Annotated in this window: 15 protein-coding genes; 9 read left to right on the forward strand and 6 right to left on the reverse strand. The window is 58.9% G+C overall.

Features of this window, described 5'->3' with window-relative positions; genetic code table 11:
• Positions 1 to 587: 587 nt before the first annotated feature.
• The 6 genes from NAV32_RS15020 to NAV32_RS15045 all read right to left on the reverse strand — a co-directional run bounded on the left by NAV32_RS15020 (position 588) and on the right by NAV32_RS15045 (position 7,863).
• The gene (locus tag NAV32_RS15020) at positions 588 to 815 is read right to left on the reverse strand and encodes a hypothetical protein (RefSeq protein ID WP_256053603.1); all 228 of its coding nucleotides are present in this window, start codon (positions 813 to 815) and stop codon (positions 588 to 590) included.
• A 31-nt stretch (positions 816 to 846) separates the two neighbouring features.
• Positions 847 to 1,806 (reverse strand): hypothetical protein, encoded by a 960-nt coding sequence (locus tag NAV32_RS15025; RefSeq protein WP_256053604.1) that lies wholly within the window; start codon positions 1,804 to 1,806, stop codon positions 847 to 849.
• Entirely contained in the window at positions 1,797 to 4,478 is a 2,682-nt protein-coding gene (locus tag NAV32_RS15030) for a toxin VasX (protein WP_256053605.1), read from the reverse strand. Before NAV32_RS15030 ends, NAV32_RS15025 begins: the two co-directional genes overlap by 10 nt.
• The gene (locus NAV32_RS15035) at positions 4,475 to 5,050 is read right to left on the reverse strand and encodes a DUF4123 domain-containing protein (RefSeq protein ID WP_256053606.1); all 576 of its coding nucleotides are present in this window, start codon (positions 5,048 to 5,050) and stop codon (positions 4,475 to 4,477) included. The genes NAV32_RS15030 and NAV32_RS15035 overlap by 4 nt, the downstream gene beginning before the upstream one ends.
• Positions 5,047 to 7,098 carry a type VI secretion system tip protein TssI/VgrG gene (tssI, locus tag NAV32_RS15040; protein WP_256053607.1) on the reverse strand — a complete coding sequence of 684 codons (2,052 nt, stop codon included), beginning with the start codon at positions 7,096 to 7,098 and terminating at the stop codon, positions 5,047 to 5,049. Before tssI ends, NAV32_RS15035 begins: the two co-directional genes overlap by 4 nt.
• A gap of 246 nt (positions 7,099 to 7,344) precedes the next feature.
• Positions 7,345 to 7,863: an Hcp family type VI secretion system effector gene (locus tag NAV32_RS15045; RefSeq protein WP_256053608.1), complete on the reverse strand. Its 519-nt coding sequence runs from the start codon at positions 7,861 to 7,863 to the stop codon at positions 7,345 to 7,347.
• Between the two features lie 801 nt (positions 7,864 to 8,664).
• On the opposite strand from NAV32_RS15045, the gene tssA reads away from it, so the two are divergent.
• The 9 genes from tssA (at position 8,665) to tssG (ending at position 17,100) form a co-directional block, all read left to right on the forward strand.
• Positions 8,665 to 10,227: a type VI secretion system protein TssA gene (tssA, locus tag NAV32_RS15050; protein ID WP_256053609.1), complete on the forward strand. Its 1,563-nt coding sequence runs from the start codon at positions 8,665 to 8,667 to the stop codon at positions 10,225 to 10,227.
• Between the two features lie 83 nt (positions 10,228 to 10,310).
• Positions 10,311 to 10,817: a type VI secretion system contractile sheath small subunit gene (gene tssB / locus NAV32_RS15055; protein WP_090335926.1), complete on the forward strand. Its 507-nt coding sequence runs from the start codon at positions 10,311 to 10,313 to the stop codon at positions 10,815 to 10,817.
• 24 nt (positions 10,818 to 10,841) lie between these two features.
• On the forward strand, positions 10,842 to 12,317 hold the full coding sequence (tssC, locus tag NAV32_RS15060; RefSeq protein WP_256053610.1) for a type VI secretion system contractile sheath large subunit: 1,476 nt from the start codon (positions 10,842 to 10,844) through the stop codon (positions 12,315 to 12,317).
• Positions 12,318 to 12,325: 8 nt separating this feature from the next.
• A complete protein-coding gene (gene tssE, locus NAV32_RS15065; protein ID WP_256053612.1) occupies positions 12,326 to 12,733 on the forward strand; it encodes a type VI secretion system baseplate subunit TssE in 408 nt (135 codons plus the stop codon).
• A gap of 9 nt (positions 12,734 to 12,742) precedes the next feature.
• The gene (locus NAV32_RS15070) at positions 12,743 to 13,267 is read left to right on the forward strand and encodes a PAAR domain-containing protein (RefSeq protein ID WP_256053613.1); all 525 of its coding nucleotides are present in this window, start codon (positions 12,743 to 12,745) and stop codon (positions 13,265 to 13,267) included.
• Between the two features lies 1 nt (position 13,268).
• Positions 13,269 to 13,952: a hypothetical protein gene (locus NAV32_RS15075; protein WP_256053614.1), complete on the forward strand. Its 684-nt coding sequence runs from the start codon at positions 13,269 to 13,271 to the stop codon at positions 13,950 to 13,952.
• Complete coding sequence (locus NAV32_RS15080; RefSeq protein WP_256053615.1) at positions 13,949 to 14,335, forward strand: hypothetical protein; 387 nt, start codon at positions 13,949 to 13,951, stop codon at positions 14,333 to 14,335. The genes NAV32_RS15075 and NAV32_RS15080 overlap by 4 nt, the downstream gene beginning before the upstream one ends.
• 3 nt (positions 14,336 to 14,338) lie before the next feature.
• Positions 14,339 to 16,129, forward strand: coding sequence for a type VI secretion system baseplate subunit TssF (gene tssF, locus NAV32_RS15085; RefSeq protein ID WP_256053616.1), 1,791 nt, complete (start codon positions 14,339 to 14,341; stop codon positions 16,127 to 16,129).
• Positions 16,093 to 17,100 (forward strand): type VI secretion system baseplate subunit TssG, encoded by a 1,008-nt coding sequence (tssG, locus tag NAV32_RS15090; protein ID WP_256053617.1) that lies wholly within the window; start codon positions 16,093 to 16,095, stop codon positions 17,098 to 17,100. The genes tssF and tssG overlap by 37 nt, the downstream gene beginning before the upstream one ends.
• Positions 17,101 to 17,102 lie beyond the last annotated feature (2 nt).

Raw genomic sequence — 17,102 nt, forward strand, 5'->3', positions numbered from 1 at the left:
AAAGCGGCAGTGCTTGCATGGCCGCCGTACGACTGATGCGAAATTTCTCCTCGCCACCGGGTCGATCACGATGGATGAGACTTGACTCCGCTTGCTACGGCCACAGATGGCGCAAGCTAGGCCCCTGAACAGCTGCTGCGTTCGCAGGGCGACGGTTTTGACGCGACACCTGTTCTTGTTAAGCAGCGATAAGCGTCTCCCGGCTTCACCGGGCCGCGCTGTCGTGTATCGAGCCGGCAGGCCATCTCGACCCTGCGGGCGTCCATCGTGCCCTCCCTCTGGTCGGCTGACGCCTGCGCACTCCGTTTGCCGTTCGTGCCTGAGAGTGGGTGTGGGGCGGTCTTGCTGTTTCCCGATCCCGGTCTGGCCAGATGACTCCGCCTCGTACTGCTGCACCCAGCGACGCACGGCGGTCTCGCCAAGATCCATGTCCCGGCAGACTTACGGAACTGTCAAGCCCTGTTCCTTGACCATTTTCACGACTTGCAGCTTGAAGCTGGCGTCGAACTCTCTGCGTTTACGGCTCATAGATAATTCCCCTGTCAGTGGATTTTCCACCTATCGAGGTGTCTGGGGAAATTAGGCTACTACACCACGACAATTAACAGCATTACCCCTCCACCACCTAACACCCCAGTGGCCAGCCCTCTATCCGTATCCCCTCCCGCCTTCAGTGCCAGGTAGTGTTCGGTATATTCATCGGTAACGAACATCTCCCAAGGTTTTTCTCCAGTGGGCTGGTCGGCACGCAGCACCACGCTGGGCGCCTGCCCGAAACGGGCGCGGGCTTGCTGGATCAGGTCGCTTACAGCCATGCGAGTTGCTTCCGTTCAGGCCGAGGCATATTTATACGTCCAGCCCCCGCTCACGCTCCAGATCGATCAATCTTGTAGTTGGGCCATCGGGCTGCAGGCGCTCGCTGACGATCTGAGGCCAGCGGTTGCGCGAGCGGCGTTTGGCGATTCTATAGGTGTACTCGTGCAGCCAGTTCGTCGGGTAAGACAGCACTTCCCAAACCAGCATGAAAGCATCGGTCCACTCTAGATAGTTCTTGCCGCCGTTGGCTGCTTTCTTCTTGGCTATCTTGGCCAGCGTCAGTGAGTGCCAGTCAGTACCTTTGATATTGCTGGCCTTGAGCATTTCCTTGATATAGGCATCCGAATCGCTGCGTTGGCCGTTTTCATCGAACCAGGGACCGTTGTCCATATAGGCACGCAGCCATTCCCAGAAGCCTTTTTGCATTTGCAGTGTCTTGCCCATGGGCAGGCCGAGACTTACGAGCAGCGCCTTATCTGGCTCCCCCAAACGGCGCACCAGAACTTCCAACGAAGCGTTACGCATACCGCCGGTATGGGGGCCGACCATCACGTACTCACCGGCCAGCGATTGAATACCGTCCCATGGGCTGTGGTAGAGCTCACCGTTGTGATCGAAATAGACCTCGCGGGTACGGCGGTTGAAGAGGATTGGCAGGGGGAGAGGGCGGCGGGTTTCCCAGAGAAAAGGGACGATGAAGAAAATGACAGCCAATGCCAGTCCCATCCAAACGCCATCTATTTTCCCAGTCAGGATCAGAATGGCACTCATGAGAACTGTGGCTAATCCTCCAACACCGCCCATTACTCCAGTAAGCATTCCCCTATCAGTATCGCCTCCTGCCTTTAAGGCCAGATAGTGTTCGGTATGTTCGTCGGTAACGAACATCTCCCAAGGCTTTTCTCCCGTGGACTGGTCGGCGCGCAACAGCACACTGGGCGCTTGTCCGAAGCGGGCGCGGGCTTGCTGGATCAGGTCGCTTACAGCCATGCGAGTTCCTTGATTTCAATAGGTGGCAGGGTCAGGCCCTCGATGGGCGAATAGCTTATTTCGCCATGAATGGCATCGAGTTCGTCGCCGTTTTTTTCATGGTAAACGCGGCGGTAGACAGCAACGCCAGGTTCGGTTCTGACTCGAGTGCCGCCGTGATGATCAAAATCTTTGCCCGTCCATTCAACGGCTTTTCGCGTGCCGCCGAAGCCCAGAAAGGTGCCCCAGGTTTCGTGCCCCTTGAAGTGGATCATCTCGTCGGTCAGGGTATCCCTGCCCGGTAGGCGCAGCAGTACATAGGTGATTGTCTGCATGCCGCGATAGGGGTTCAGCTCGTTGAGACGATAAGCCTGGAAGCTGATGGGGAAGACGATTTTATAAAGCTCGGTCATCGATTTCTCGTAACTATCGGCCCAGTCCGCAGGGCGGATGCCAAAGCGGGTGCGTTTGACCCAGGTTTCCAGAGGCGTGTCTTGCGTGTCTTGCCGGGCGATGACCCCACCGACAATCAGCAGGGTCCAGCCCAGTGCACGGGTAGCCAGGTGCGGGACTACGCTAATCCCTCGTCCTATGGCCGCCGCCTCGCCAGCGATCACCGCCGCTCGGGCGGCGCGTATCGCGCGAAAACTCTGCACGTACAACCGCAGGTTGGCGGCGGAGGCCAGGGTAAGTCCGGCATTGATACTCGCGGTATCGATATCGCCAGCTTGGTAGGACTCCAATGCCTCAATACTGAAGACCATTACATCAAAGCCTGAAGTAACCGATTGCAATAAAGCGGTGCTTGCGCCAATGCCCAAGGCTTTGGTCAGAGCGGCTTGTGACGAAAGAGAACGGGAACCTGCAACCTTGGTGGTTGCTTCCCAGTCTACTTCGGCAACTTTTTGTGCTATTGCGGATGTAGCAGAGGCAACACCAAAAGCTCCTCCTGTAAAACTCAGCCAGCTTTTACCTGACTGCTTTTCAGTCAGCTGTGCCCCACCCCAAACAAAATTCATTCCTGCGACTAGAGCCACCAAACACTTGACCGGAGCCTTTTCCATCGCCCCTTTACTAAGGTCGAGCATTCCCCTGAGATTGACGTCGGCTGCCAAGTGCCCGGTCAACGCGGGTAGGTCTTTGGCCGGTAGCAGTCGGAAGAACGGCAAGGCATCACTGACCGCAACGCTCAGTTGTGTGGGTCTGAGTTTGGCGGGCAGTTGGGGGCGTGTGCCCATCAGGTCGCTCATCCACTCCCCGACTTGGCGCTGACTGACGGCCTCGATAGCCAGACGCTGCTGGCTGCGTGCCAGCGCGGCAGCCAGGTAGAGGCGTCCGGCAGCCTTGGTGCCATCATTGGCTTGTTGCAGGCCCACCCCAGCAATTGGGGCTAGGGCGGTGAACAGCCCTTCCAGTGCTGATCCCTGAATATGGCGGGCCAGTTTTTCGGCTGCTTGGTTAAGCAGTTCCGCCACCTTGCGTGCTTCGGACAGGGCACTGGCACCATTATCTCTGGCGCCATCGGCCAGCCCGACAATGGTGTTGATCTCGCCAATACCCAGGCGTTTACCCAGCCCCAATAGTGACCAGACCAACCAGGGTTTACCTGCTTGTTGCTGAAGCATTAAGGCGTTGGCGATGGCCTGCGCGCCAGGGCCTGTTGTCGCTGGGCCAAGGCAGGCCGCGGCGAAGTGCAGCTCCAGTTCTGCTCGTGGGTCCGGTTGGGTAATGTCGAAGTGACCGCAGGCAGTGTCAAGGCTGGCGGGGCCACGTTGTGCCAGGGTGTTGAACCAGGCCGACCAGAGTTCACTGAGACGACGCACATCTGCACTGTATGTATCTTCTTCCTGAGTTTGCTCCTGCCAAGCGGTTTGCAATTTGCGGTAATTGGTCATGCTGCGTAGCTGCCCGCCAATTTGCGAATCGCTTTCGGCCAGAGACCTGAGCACACCGGCCATGGCCCAATCTTCGCCACGGACTTCCCGGGTGACGTTGAACGCTTGTTGGCGCGCGCGGAGCAATTCAGCCAGATCCAGTAGTACGCCCCAGGGATCGTCGATCAAGATATAGGACTGTTGTTCGCAGCGTTGCATATCTTCCAGCAGTTGTGGCCAGGCTGGGCGTTGGGATGTTGATGGCTCGCAGCTCCAGCCATACCAGTTGGCGTCCATGTAGTCGCCGATACGCTCATGGACGGTGCGAGCCTGGCCGCTGAAGGGTGCGGCGCCAGGAGTGATGGTACGCATCACGCGCTGGCGCACCTCTGCTTTGTTTTTGGCTGCCGCGAATGACGCATCGGCCCATTGCTGCGGCGACCAGACCAACATCGCGGGTGTCCCGGCAGGGAGAAGCAGGTAGGGCAAGCTACGTCCGTCAATGACCTTCCCGCCACGGGCTGTCTGGGAGAAGGTTGCCTGGCTGACGCGGTACTCGACTAATTGCTGCAGGGTGCTCTGCCAAACGTATAACCAGCCATCACGCAAAAGGCGAGCAGTGTAGTTAAGCGGACGGCCTTGCAGGGGCTCGAAGTAATCACCGATGGCGGGGAAGTTGCCCCGCAGTGCGGGCAAATCATAGGCGGCGGTATCCACCGCCAGTGTTGGTCCGAGCGCATAGCGCAACGGCAGGACGGCGCTAAGCAGTGGGCAGGCGGCTACCGTCAAGCTGGCTGGTGCGGTGATTTGAGCGGTCATAGAGCAGCCTCCTGTGCCGTGTCGTCCTGTTTGGCAAGTGCTTCCAGCAGCGACCAGTCAAGTGTCACTTGGGCCTCGATACCCTGACTGGTCGGGGCGCCGTCTTTTTCTGGGTATTCATTGTTCCAGGCACAGAAAGTTGTGCCCTCGTAATGGAGCCAGATACGTGCGATGCGATGCCAGAAACCCTCTGGCCATTGCGCCTTGCTTTGCCACGCTTGGTACAAAGGGCGGGCGTCAGCAAAACGCAACCAGAGCTCGCGGTGTTCTGGGGTAAAGATGCGCAGACGGCGCTGCAGAATGCGGTGTAGTTCTTCCACTGAGGCATCGCTTTCCAGCCAAACGCTGTCCTTAATTCCACTGCCGTGCTTCCAGGCTTCATAGGCTGGGCTACCCATGGGGGCATCCAGCAGGATAGGCCCTGCTTCAGCGATTGCCTCATAGGGAGTGTTGAGCAGTAAAGGCCAGGGCTGATGGCTGGGAAAGTTCTGATAGAGCCAGGCCGTTGCGTTTTCATACCGCGCACCGTCTAGCAGAATGGCGCCATTGCCTGTGATCGTGGGTGCGCTCATACCTTGGTCTCCTGCTGTGCTTTGGCCGCCTCGCATAGTTCGCATACGCCCGCTCGAGTACTGCGAAATAGCAGGTTTTGCTTAAGCAAGGCTTCCAGCGGTACACCCGCCTTATCCGCATCCGCCTGCTTGACCTTGCCCGGCAACACCGGCGCTGCCCCCGAGCCTTTACCCGGCGCGCCACCGGAGTTGAACTTGATCACCGGACCTACCATCGTGATGCCGCCGGCGTCGAGTTTGATAAAGCTGCCGGCGGCTTGGAGGGTCAGTTCGCTGCCGGCGTCGAGGACGACTTTGAGGCCGCTGGAGAGGTGGATTTCCTGGCCGGCGTGGATGTATTGGCCGGTGCCGATTTTGATGTGCTGGTTGTTGCCGACGGTGAGGTGGTCGTTGGCTTTGACTTCGCTCTTGCGGTCGGCGTGGGTGGTGCGGTGTTCTTCGGCTTTGAATTCGCTGTAGCTGTTGGCCTCGACGGTGTCGTGGCGCTCGTTGCCGACGCGGATCTTCTGGTCGTGCTCGATGTTTTCGTCCCAGTCGCGCTGGGCATGGATGTAGATCTGCTCGTCGCCCTTTTTGTCTTCGATGCGCAGCTCGTTGTAGCCGCCACCGCCGGGGCTGCTGAGGGTTTTGAAGACGCTGCGGGTCTTGTTCGCTGGCAGGTCGTAGGGCACGACGTGGGCGGCGTGGTACAGGCAGCCGGTGACCAGGGGTTGGTCGGGGTCGCCTTCCAGAAAGGTCACCAGCACTTCCATGCCGACCCGCGGGATGGCGATGCCGCCGTAGCGGTCGCCGGCCCAGCTGGAGCTGACGCGCAGCCAGCAGCTGCTGGTGTCGTTGCCCTGGGCTTCGCGGTCCCAGTGGAACTGCACTTTGACTCGGCCGTATTGATCGCAGTGGATTTCTTCACCCTCAGGCCCGGTGACCACGGCGCTCTGGCTGCCGCGGATGCGCGGCTTGGGGTGCTTGAGCTGGGGGCGGTAGGGCACGGTCCAGGGCGTGGCGCTGAAGGTATTGCGATAGCCCTGGGTAAAGCCGTCGCTGGCCTGGGTGTCGCTGGTCACCGACTCTTCCAGCACTTGCGGCTGTTTGCCCTCGTGGCTGAGTTCGGTGAGCAGCCAGAGGTCGTTCCAGGCGGCACCCGGGTGCTCGGTCAGGGCGAGGAAGTGGCCGCTGAGCAGCAGCGGCTGGTCGCTGTCGCCCTGGGCCAGCTCGAAGTCGTGGCGGTGACGTTCCAGGGCGCGCTGGCTGAGGTGCTTGCCGCGCTCACGATCGACGAAGCGGCCGGGGTAGTCGTAATTCTCAAGGTCCGGGGTGAAGGCACTCTTGGCGTCGGCCTCGAGCAGCAGCTTGGGCTTTTCAAAGTCATAGTCGCGCCGAGTCACCCGGCTGGTGCGGGTTTCCACGCGCACGCCGAAGTGTTTGATCACCGGGTCGTCGGCGACCAGGCCACTGTCTTGCTGGTAGGCGCTGGGGGCCAGTTTGGGGAACGGCGTCTGGTCATCGCCAAACACCAGCACATGGCCCTGCTCGCTGTGCTGGAAGTGGTAGTGAATGCCTTCTTCCTCGCACAAACGCTGGACGAAGTGCAGGTCAGATTCGTCGTACTGCACACAGTACTCGCGCTCGGGGTAGATCGAGCCGAGTTGGAATTGGTAGGCGTTGCCTTGGATGCCGTGTTCTTCGAGCACCTGGCTGATGATTTTTGCAACCGAAAGGTGCTGAAAGATCCGCTGGTTAGTGCGGTGCGCCAGGTACGCCAACTGTGGGCGCAAGGTGACGTGGTAGCGGGTCAGGCGCTTGCCCGATTCGCTCTGGGCGATGCGGTAGATCTGCCCATGAATGCCATTGCCGGCCGGGTTGAACGTCAGAAAGGCCGCTTGATGCAGCAGGCTTTCCAGGTCGAGGTCGGGACGCTCGCTGACCAGCTCCAGATCAAACTCGAAGGGCTGACTGATCGCCTCACGGCCGCTGAATTCGAGTACCTGCAAGTCGTGGCTGACGCCTTCGATGGTCAGGCTGAAATGGGTCTGGTTGGCCTTGGCGAACATTCGTTGTTCCTCTTGTTTCATTCCATGAACAGGCCCGCCATTTTACGAATACGCTGCCCGGTTGGCTGGATGCACTCGAGTTTTTATGGCGTGACGCGTAGAAAATCAGACGCCGAAGGCATGCACGTCAGGGCGTGGATAAGACTTGGCCCGCACCCTACATATTTATCTTTTGTCCCTTGTCGTTGAAACACCTCGGCCAGGACGATGCCTGGCGCGAGGTGCGCATTACCGATAAATCACCGCTTAGCTGGCGATCGGTGTACGCCAGTCGTCGGAGCCGGAAGTCCCGGAGACTTCGTGGGTCCAGACGATTTTGCGGTAGGTGAAGTACACGTCTTCCAGGTGGGTGAAGTGCGACATGTTCGGGTCCTGGCAGTTAGGCATGCGCGACTGCACGTCGACGATCACGGCATCTTCCAGTTCGATGGTGAAGTAGTGCTCCTGGGTACCGGTGGAGGAAGTGCGGTACCACTCCAGGCGGCACTTGTTCAGACGCTCACCGGAGGTCAGGGAGTTGAAGATCAGCGGCGAGGACTTGTCGAAGACCTTGGTGATCATCAGCGGCTTGTGCACACGCTGGCCAGTCGGCTGACCGGACTGCGGGTCACGCGGGATGATCACTTGGTGGTTGAATGCCTGGACCAGAATCTGGTCTTCATGACCTTCCTGGAAGATGTTGCCGACCGAGTCCTCGGTGAAGGTGCCAGCGGTGATCAGACCTTGTTTGGTGCCTTCGAGGGATAGATATGCGGGTGTTGGCATGAGTGCTCTCCTTGCCTTGAGTCATGGATCAAGAATGATCCGGGAACCACACTTAGAGCGAGAAGCGTGCCAGTTTCATAAACGTCACTTAAATCATATAGATAGCGTGACCAGAAATAGTAATAAAGCCATAAAGCGAAGTATGTCTCAGAAAAGTGCGCAACTTGTTGCACGGCACTGCGCAAGAAATTGCGCAGCGGACTCCAGCCCAATGAGCATCGCGCTCAGGAGAAGGTATCCACAGGGTTATCCAGATTGACTGTGCAAGAAGTTGCGCACTCTTTTTAAGTGCACGGCTTACAAACAATCTCTCTGTATTCACCTGTTCTGATCGAGCACGAGCCAGTTTGGTTATGTGAAGGCATACATCGCTATTTCTGGTCATTCCTAGCCTCTCCAGAAACCCAAGGCCCACCGCCCTGAACACACACATTCACGGCAGTTAAACCCGGATGCGGATCACATTATCCTGCCAGCAGATAGCGATTTTCTTGACGCGCTACGGTTGCTAATAATTATTTCTTTGTATGTAAGAATTACTTTCAGCGCCGCAAGCCTTATTTAACTCCGCGCCAGCACTCCGCAACAATCAGTCATAGCAAAAGGATTAATCATCAATTATTTGTTGATGCTACATGCTTCACACTTGCGCGCTTGCCCGATATTCGGCCCAAGGCTAGGATGCCCGCCGCACCAGAGCTGAACGCAACCTATTCGCGTAATCAGTTGTAGCTTTTTCTATCAAACCTACCTCTACGAGCTCACGCACTAAAACTTTCAAACACTAGAAAGAGTCATGGAATGACCTATTCGAACAAGCTCACCGCCCATTACCTAGAGCTTGCCAAGAGTCCCGTTAATGAAGGGAGTTTTGCTGGCAGCGATGTGCGCTATTCCAGTGAATACGAAGCACTGGAAAACGAGCTGGGTAAGGCCAACGCCCTGTATGAAAGCACCGCCATCGACTGGCAGAAAGTCCGCGAAAACAGTGAAACCCTACTCAGCGCCCACTCCAAGGATTTGCGCGTTGCCGTCTGGTTGATCTGGGGCCTGTATCAGCGCGAATCTTTCGTCGGCCTGCAAGCCGGCTTGGGCCTGTTGCACTACTTGTGCCTCAACCACTGGATTGAGCTGCACCCGCGTAAAGCGCGCACCCGCGGCGCCGCTATCAGCTGGCTGATTCCACGAATGGAACAGGCGCTGGCCGAGCATGTACCAATTGGCGAACAGCTGGCGTTGTTCCGTAGCCTGGCCGAACAACTGCGCACCCTCGAAGCCTGCCTGGCCGAACATCTGGGTGAAGACGCGCCACTGCTATTGCCGCTGTGTCGCCGCCTCGATGAACTGGTCAAGCGTGCTAGCCAGAGCCAACCTGAACCCGGCTCTGTGAGCGCCGCACTCGCCCAGGTCAAGCAGGTGGCTAGCCAAATACTCACCCCTGGCGCCCCGGTCGAAAGCGAAAAGGAAGCGCACAAGAGCCTGCGTAACCTGCAAGACCAGGCCCGACCACTCTGCGCCTACTGGCTCAAGCAGAAAGCCAGCGATCTGCGCGCCCTGCGCCTGGCCCGCACCCTGCTCTGGCTGCCCATCGACAGCCTGCCTGAGCGCAATGCCGAACAGATCACCGCGCTGCGTGGCCTGCCAGCCGACAAGCTGGCCAGTTACCAGGAGCGCTATCAGAACGGTCAGTACGCCGACCTGCTGGTCGACCTGGAGGCCAGTATCGCCCGCGCCCCGTTCTGGCTCGACGGCCAGCATCTGGTCTGGCAGTGCCTGCATGAGCTGGATGCCGAGCAGGCCATGCGTGAAGTGGAAATCCAGCTTGCACTGTTTATGCAGCGCATGAGCGGCCTGGAAGAGCTGCGCTATCACGATGGCAGCCCCTTTGCCGATGCGCAGACCCGCGCCTGGCTCAGCTCCCATGTCATGCCGCACCTGCAGGCCCCGAAACCCGAGAAGAAATCCACATCCAGCGAGCAGGGCGCCACCCCAGCCTGGGAAGAGGCCCTGCAACAGGTACTGCCCAAACTGCGCAAGGACGGCCTCAAATCCGCCGTGCAACAGCTCAAGCTCGGCCTGGCCAAGGCGCGCGGCGGCCGCGAACGCTTCTTCTGGCAACTGACCCTGGCGCGCCTGTGCTACAGCGCGAAGAAATACGAACTGGCCAAGACCCAACTCGAATCACTGGATCAGACGCTGCAGGCCACCGGCCTCGGCGACTGGGAACCCGATCTCGCCCTCGACGTACTGCGCATGCTGCACAGCTGTTGCGAACTGCTGCCGCAGAACCATGCGGTGCGCGAACACAAGGACGAGATATACCGCAGGTTATGCCACCTCGATATTGAGGTGGTGCTGGACTAGGCGTGTTCAGGTCAGGTGACGCCTCGACCTGCCCTGAACACGCCACCAAGGCCCCCGGGCCATTAACGCAAAGGAGAACACCCATGGCCAAAGAAGGCTCGGTAGCCCCCAAGGAACGCATTAACGTCACTTTCAAACCCGCTACCGGCGGCGCCCAGGAAGAGATCGAACTGCCACTGAAACTGATGGTTCTGGGTGATTTCACCCAGCGCGCCGACGATCGCAAGATCGAAGACCGCAAGCCGATCAGCATCGACAAGAACAGCTTCGACGAAGTATTGGCCAAGCAGGAACTCAACCTGACTTTCGCCGTGCCTAACCGTCTGCAGGACGAGCCGACCGACGACGAAATGGCCGTGCAGCTGAACATCAACTCGATGAAGGACTTCAACCCGGCCAACCTGGTCGAGCAAGTGCCTGAACTGAAAAAGCTGATGGAACTGCGCGACGCCCTGGTCGCCCTGAAAGGCCCACTGGGTAATGCCCCGGCCTTCCGCAAAGCGATCGAAAGCGTATTGGCTGACGACGACTCGCGTGACCGCGTACTCGGTGAACTCGGCCTGGCTGCCCAAGGCAAGCTGGACTCCTGATTCAATTAACAAGGAAGCTAATTCATGAGCACTAGTGCAGCAGTAGAGAGCGGTCGCAGCGCCGCCGACCTCGGCATCCTCGACCGCATCATTGCCGAGACCAAACTGACTCCGGGCGACGAAGCCTATGACATCGCCAAGCGCGGTGTATCGGCCTTTATCGAAGAGTTGCTGAAGCCGCAAAACGAAAATGAGCCAGTAAAAAAGGCCATGGTCGACCGCATGATCGCGGAGATCGACGCCAAGCTCAGCCGGCAGATGGACGAAATCCTCCACAACGCCGAGTTCCAGGCGCTGGAATCCTCCTGGCGCGGCCTCAAGCTGCTGGTGGATCGCACCAACTTCCGCGAAAACATCAAGCTGGAGATCATCAACGCCTCCAAGCAGGATCTGCTGGATGACTTCGAAGACAGCCCGGAAATCATGCAGTCCGGCCTGTACAAGCACATCTACACCGCTGAATATGGCCAGTTCGGTGGCCAGCCAGTTGGCGCCCTGATCGCCAACTACTTCTTCGACCCGAGCGCGCCTGACGTCAAGACCCTGCAATACGTTGCCAGTGTCGCCAGCATGTCCCACGCGCCGTTTATCGCCGCTGCCGGTCCGAAGTTCTTCGGCCTGGAAAGCTACACCGGCCTGCCAGATCTGAAAGACCTGAAGGATCACTTCGAAGGCCCGCAGTTCGCCAAATGGCAGAGCTTCCGCGAGCAGGAAGATGCCCGCTACGTCGGCCTGACCGTACCGCGCTTCCTGCTGCGCAACCCGTACGACCCGGAAGACAACCCGGTGAAGACCTTCGTCTACAAAGAAAACGTCGCCAACAGCCACGAGCATTACCTGTGGGGCAACACCGCCTACACCTTCGCCTCCAAGCTGACCGACAGCTTCGCCAAGTTTCGCTGGTGCCCGAACATCATCGGCCCGCAGAGCGGTGGCGCGGTAGAAGACCTGCCGCTGCACCACTTCGAAAGCATGGGCGAGATCGAAACCAAGATCCCGACCGAAGTACTGGTCTCCGACCGTCGTGAATACGAGCTGGCCGAAGAAGGCTTTATCGCCCTGACCATGCGCAAAGGCAGCGACAACGCCGCGTTCTTCTCCGCCAACTCGACGCAGAAGCCGAAATTCTTCGGCATCAGCGAAGAAGGCAAAACGGCTGAACTGAACTACAAGCTCGGCACCCAGCTGCCGTACATGTTCATCATCAACCGTCTGGCCCACTACCTGAAAGTGCTGCAGCGCGAGCAGATCGGCGCGTGGAAAGAACGCACCGACCTCGAACTGGAACTCAACAAGTGGATCCGTCAGTTCGTTGCCGACCAGGAAAACCCAAGCTCCGAAGTACGCAGCCGTCGTCCGCTGCGCGCCGCTCAGGTGATCGTCAGTGATGTAGATGGTGAGCCGGGCTGGTACCGCGTCAGCCTCAACGTGCGTCCGCACTTCAAGTACATGGGTGCTGATTTCACCCTGTCGCTCGTCGGCAGGCTGGACAAGGAATAAGCATCCTTATGGCCGGGTACGGAAGCCTATTCGAACGCCTCGGCGGTGAAGCCAGCCAGCGTGCTGGCTGGAGCCGCGAGGTTGCCGCCATGGCGTCGGTGGCTACCCACCTGGCGAAAATGCTCAGCACCCGGGCGGGCAGCGTGCAAACGCTGCCCGACTACGGGTTGCCCGATCTCAACGATATGCGCCTGTCGCTGCACGATTCGCTGCAGCAGGCACGTATCGCTATCGAACGCTTTATCGAAGCGTACGAACCGCGTTTAAGCGCAGTGCGGGTGATTTCACTGCCCCGCGACAACAATCCGCTGAGCCTGGCCTTTGCCATCGAAGGCCTGCTGGAAGTGGACGGTTTTAAACGCCAAGTCAGTTTCTCCGCGCGCCTGGACGGCAGCGGACAGGTCAAGGTCAATTAAGGAGAGCCCATGTCCGGTAAACCCGCAGCCCGCGTCAGCGACCCTACTGCCTGCCCGATTCCAGGCCACGGCACCAATCCGATTGTCGCCGGCTCCCCCGACGTGCTGTTCGACAGCCTGCCCGCTGCGCGCATGGGCGACCCCACCGACTGCGGCAGCTCACTGGCCAGCGCGGTCATCCCCACCGTGCTGATCAACAACAAGCCAGCCACCGTGCTCGGCACCGTGGGTAGCCATGGCAATCCGGTAACTGCGGGTTCGGGGACGGTGTTGATTGGGGCTAGTGGGGGTGGGGCGGGGTTTACGGCGCCCCTACCACTACTCTTGAAGGGATTCGATATCTGCGTGCAATTGCTTGACCAAGCAAGCGGTGCACCGATGAAAAATATGGCTTACACCGCGACCCTGGAGGATGGCAGCGAAGTGCACGGTACAACTGATGCAAATGGCTTGACCCACACCCTCGGTAAGAAGGACACACCGCAAACCATCGCGCTGTCCGTAAAGCCGAGCTGGCTGCTGCGAGGGGAATGACATGCCACAAGCTCAGCAGATTCCCGCAGGTACAGTTACGACCACCCCCGTCTTGGATCAATCACCGGCACAGGTTTATCTGAGCGGTGAAGAGGACTTCGTAATACCTATAGTCTTCCCTGATTACAAGATTCATATCGATGGCTACGAAGTAACGCTTTTCGGCAGAAAATTCGAGATACCAGCACAGAGTGCACCCTATCTTGGACATGCTGGCGTGCTGGTCATCAACGGTAAGTCGGGACTCTCGAAATACTATGAGTATGGCCGCTATCCAGGGCCTGGTCCGGCTGGACGTACGCGTCGCGGCCGTATTCCAGACATTCGCCTCAAAACCGGATTTATCGTCGAATCCTCTCTCAACAGAACCCTACGGGCCATTTCAAGTGAGCATGGGCAGCACGGACGTATTTCCGGAGTAGTGCTCAGAGGGCAGGTGTTCGATCAGGCGCTTGCTTGGCTGGAGGCCAAAGAGGCAGAGAACGCCAACCCCGCGCGCAAGGAATATGACCTCGGTAACCACAACTGCATGACTTTCGTCGCCGACCTGTTGGATCACATCGGTCTAGGCCGTCCTTTTCGCACGCGAGTGGTCGTGTCCAGTGTCTACATGGAGCAGTTCCAACTTAGCGAAACCGATTTGGATTACGACTACACCACCGAAACTTTGGAGATATCCGATTGAAAGCACTCAAGTGGATAGCCCTAGTTTCAACGGCGCTGATTTTCATCGTTGTTTTGTTAGTTGCCGCTTTTCTGCAGCTGGAGCCCGTGGCGGCACCTCCTGAACCACTACGCGATCACCCGAACGCTCATTGGAGCGGCGGAGTCGATGGCGGCACCTTCTTTGAAATAACCCGCGCCGAGCCACCTCGGTATTTCGTGGAAATACGTTACGAAAACGGTGATGTCTGGACCGCAGGGTGGGTTTCGTACCAAGACCTCCCACTCAAAAACAGCGACTTCTGGGGTTATGACGGCGGAGATGTCGTTTACCTGAAAAGTGAAGAGGTGCTTCGGCTGTCTCCAGATCGCCACGACGCTGATAAAGACTCCATCAAGGAATGACTCGTGTCTTTTAACCACTACTACCAGAGCGAACTCACCGCCCTGCGCCAACTCGGCAAGCGCTTTGCCGAGCGCACCCCGGCGTTGGCGCCGTTTCTTGGGCAGAGCGGGCGCGACCCGGATGTCGAGCGGCTGCTGGAGGGTTTCGCCTTTCTGACTGGGCGCCTACGGCAAAAGCTTGATGACGAGCTGCCGGAGCTGACTCACTCGCTGATGCATCTGCTGTGGCCGAACTATATGCGCCCGCTACCGGCGTTCAGCATGTTGCAGTTCGACCCGCTCAAGCGTCCGGGCGGCGCCTTGCTGGTGCCACGGCATACGCCGGTGGAGTCCAAACCGATCCAGGGCGTGACCTGCCGCTTCCGCACCGCCTTTGCTACCGAGGTGCTGCCACTGGCGCTGAATGGCCTGGATTACTCGGTCAAGGGTGATGGTGCGCTGCTCAGCCTGCGCCTGGCGATGAGCGCCGATGGTCATCTGGGCGATCTCGACCTCAAGCAGTTGCGTCTGCATCTATCCGGTGAGCGTTATATCAGCCAGCTGCTGTACCTGAGCCTGTTGCGCCATCTCGGCGGTGTGCAGCTGGTGCTGCTGAATGCGGCCGGCAAGCCGTTGCCGGGGGCCGATGAGCGCCCATTGCTGCCGTTGCAACTGCCGGCCAGCAGTATGCAGCCGGTGGGTTTTGCCGAAGATCAGGCACTGATCCCCTACCCGCTGAGCACCTTCCGCGGGTACCGCTACCTGCAGGAATACTTCGCCTTCCAGGACAAGTTCCTGTTCGTCGACCTGCTTGGCCTGGACGCGCTCAAGCGCCTGCCCGAAGACGTACTCAAGCAGGCGCGCGGCTTGGAGCTGCGTTTTGATATCCACAAGGCCGGCGTACAGCGCATTCGCCCAACCTTGGATAACGTCCGGCTGTACTGCACGCCTGTGGTTAACCTGTTTGAGCACGACGCCATCCCGATTCGTCTGGACGGCAAGCAGGATCAATACCTGCTACTGCCCTCGGAGCTCGACTCCGAGCATTGCGGCGTGTTCTCGGTAGATCGCGTCACTGGCTGGAAGCCCGGCGGCAAGGGTTATGAAGAGTACGTGCCGTTCGAATCCTTCGAGCATGACGCCAGTTTCGACGTGCCCCTGGCGCGTCCGCATTACAGCGTGCGTCAGCAACCGTCACTACTGGGTGATGGCCTGGAAACCTACCTGAGCTTCGGCCTGCGTAACCTCGACCAGCATGAAACCCTGTCGATTGAGCTGACCTGCACCAACCAGAACCTGCCGCGTCAGCTGGGCTTGGGGGATATCTGCATGCCCAGTGAGGACACCCCGGAATTCCTCACCTTCCGCAATATCAGTGCAGTAACGCCGAGCTATGCACCGCCACTGCACCGCGACTTCCTCTGGAAGCTGATCAGCAATATGTCGCTGAACTACCTGTCGCTAGCCAACGTTGAAGCACTCAAAGTCATTCTCGAAACTTATGACCTGCCGCGTTATTACGACCAGCACGCGGAGAAGGTTAGCAAGCGCCTGCTTGATGGACTGAAAAGCATCAGCCACCAGCACGTCGACCGCCTGCATCGTGGCTTGCCGGTACGTGGCGTGCGCACCCAATTGACGATCAACCCCGAAGGCTATGTCGGTGAAGGTGACCTGTTCCTCTTTGCCTCGGTACTCAATGAATTTTTCGCCCTGTATGCCAGCTTGAACTCGTACCACGAGTTGCGCGTACAGAGCACCCAGGGAGAGGTGTACCAATGGACGCCGCGTATGGGGCTACAGCCCCTGCTCTAAATCGGCTTAGCCGAGGCATCCGCGAGTACAGCCTGTTTCAGGGTGTGCAGCTGGTGCTGGAACGCTTGCAGGCTGCTCATCCTGAGCTGGATGAGGAGGCGCTGTATCAGCGCCTGGAGCTGCAGGCCAACCCGAGCATGGGCTTTCCCGGCAGTGACATTGATCGCGTGCAGTTTTTTGAAGAGCACGGCGAACTGCGTGCGCGCATGCGCATCAACCTGGTCAGCCTGTTTGGTGCCGGCTCACCGCTGCCGGCCTTTTATGGCGAACAGGCGCTGGGCGATAGCGAAGATGGCAACCCGACCCGGGATTTCCTCGACCTGTTCAACAACCGCCTGCAACGTCTGCTGCTGCCCACCTGGCAGAAATACCGTTACCACACGCGCTTTCAGAGCGGCGCGGTCGACCCGTTTTCGGCACAGCTGTTTGCCCTGATCGGCTTAGGCGGCGAAACCATTCGCCAGGCCAAAGAGCTGAACTGGAAACGCCTGCTGCCCTACCTTGGCCTGCTTAGCCTGCGCGCGCACTCGGCAGCACTGATCGAATCGGTGCTGCGCTACTACTTCAAGCATGCCGACCTGCATATCGAGCAATGCCTGGAGCGCCAAGTAGAGATTCTCGGTGAGCAGCGCAACCGCCTGGGCTTGGCCAACAGCCAACTGGGTGAAAGCCTGGTGCTCGGCGAGTTCGTACGCGATCGCGGCGGCAAGTTTCGCATTCACGTACAGCAACTGAACTGGGCTCGCTTCCACGAATTTCTGCCCATCGGCAGCGGCTACCAACCGCTCTGCGCGCTGGTGCGCTTCACCCTGCGCGACCCGCTGGATTATGACATCCGCCTGGAACTGCGCCAGGACGAAATACGCGAATTGCGCCTCGGCGCGGACAACCCCTGCCTGCTGGGCTGGACCACTTGGCTGGGGCGTGACCACGCCGACGGCGTGGTCACCCTCGGCAGCAAAGCTCATTAAGG

This window comes from Stutzerimonas stutzeri, from assembly GCF_024448695.1.
GTDB lineage: Bacteria > Pseudomonadota > Gammaproteobacteria > Pseudomonadales > Pseudomonadaceae > Stutzerimonas > Stutzerimonas stutzeri_T.

What these genes read in the sequence shown, in the direction of transcription:
- NAV32_RS15020 (WP_256053603.1), bottom strand. Translation starts at nt 815, where the DNA reads ATGGCTGTAAGCGACCTGATCCAGCAAGCCCGCGCCCGTTTCGGGCAG.
- NAV32_RS15025 (WP_256053604.1), bottom strand. Translation starts at nt 1,806, where the DNA reads ATGGCTGTAAGCGACCTGATCCAGCAAGCCCGCGCCCGCTTCGGACAA.
- NAV32_RS15030 (WP_256053605.1), bottom strand. Translation starts at nt 4,478, where the DNA reads ATGACCGCTCAAATCACCGCACCAGCCAGCTTGACGGTAGCCGCCTGC.
- NAV32_RS15035 (WP_256053606.1), bottom strand. Translation starts at nt 5,050, where the DNA reads ATGAGCGCACCCACGATCACAGGCAATGGCGCCATTCTGCTAGACGGT.
- tssI (WP_256053607.1), bottom strand. Translation starts at nt 7,098, where the DNA reads ATGTTCGCCAAGGCCAACCAGACCCATTTCAGCCTGACCATCGAAGGC.
- NAV32_RS15045 (WP_256053608.1), bottom strand. Translation starts at nt 7,863, where the DNA reads ATGCCAACACCCGCATATCTATCCCTCGAAGGCACCAAACAAGGTCTG.
- tssA (WP_256053609.1), top strand. Translation starts at nt 8,665, where the DNA reads ATGACCTATTCGAACAAGCTCACCGCCCATTACCTAGAGCTTGCCAAG.
- tssB (WP_090335926.1), top strand. Translation starts at nt 10,311, where the DNA reads ATGGCCAAAGAAGGCTCGGTAGCCCCCAAGGAACGCATTAACGTCACT.
- tssC (WP_256053610.1), top strand. Translation starts at nt 10,842, where the DNA reads ATGAGCACTAGTGCAGCAGTAGAGAGCGGTCGCAGCGCCGCCGACCTC.
- tssE (WP_256053612.1), top strand. Translation starts at nt 12,326, where the DNA reads ATGGCCGGGTACGGAAGCCTATTCGAACGCCTCGGCGGTGAAGCCAGC.
- NAV32_RS15070 (WP_256053613.1), top strand. Translation starts at nt 12,743, where the DNA reads ATGTCCGGTAAACCCGCAGCCCGCGTCAGCGACCCTACTGCCTGCCCG.
- NAV32_RS15075 (WP_256053614.1), top strand. Translation starts at nt 13,269, where the DNA reads ATGCCACAAGCTCAGCAGATTCCCGCAGGTACAGTTACGACCACCCCC.
- tssG (WP_256053617.1), top strand. Translation starts at nt 16,093, where the DNA reads ATGGACGCCGCGTATGGGGCTACAGCCCCTGCTCTAAATCGGCTTAGC.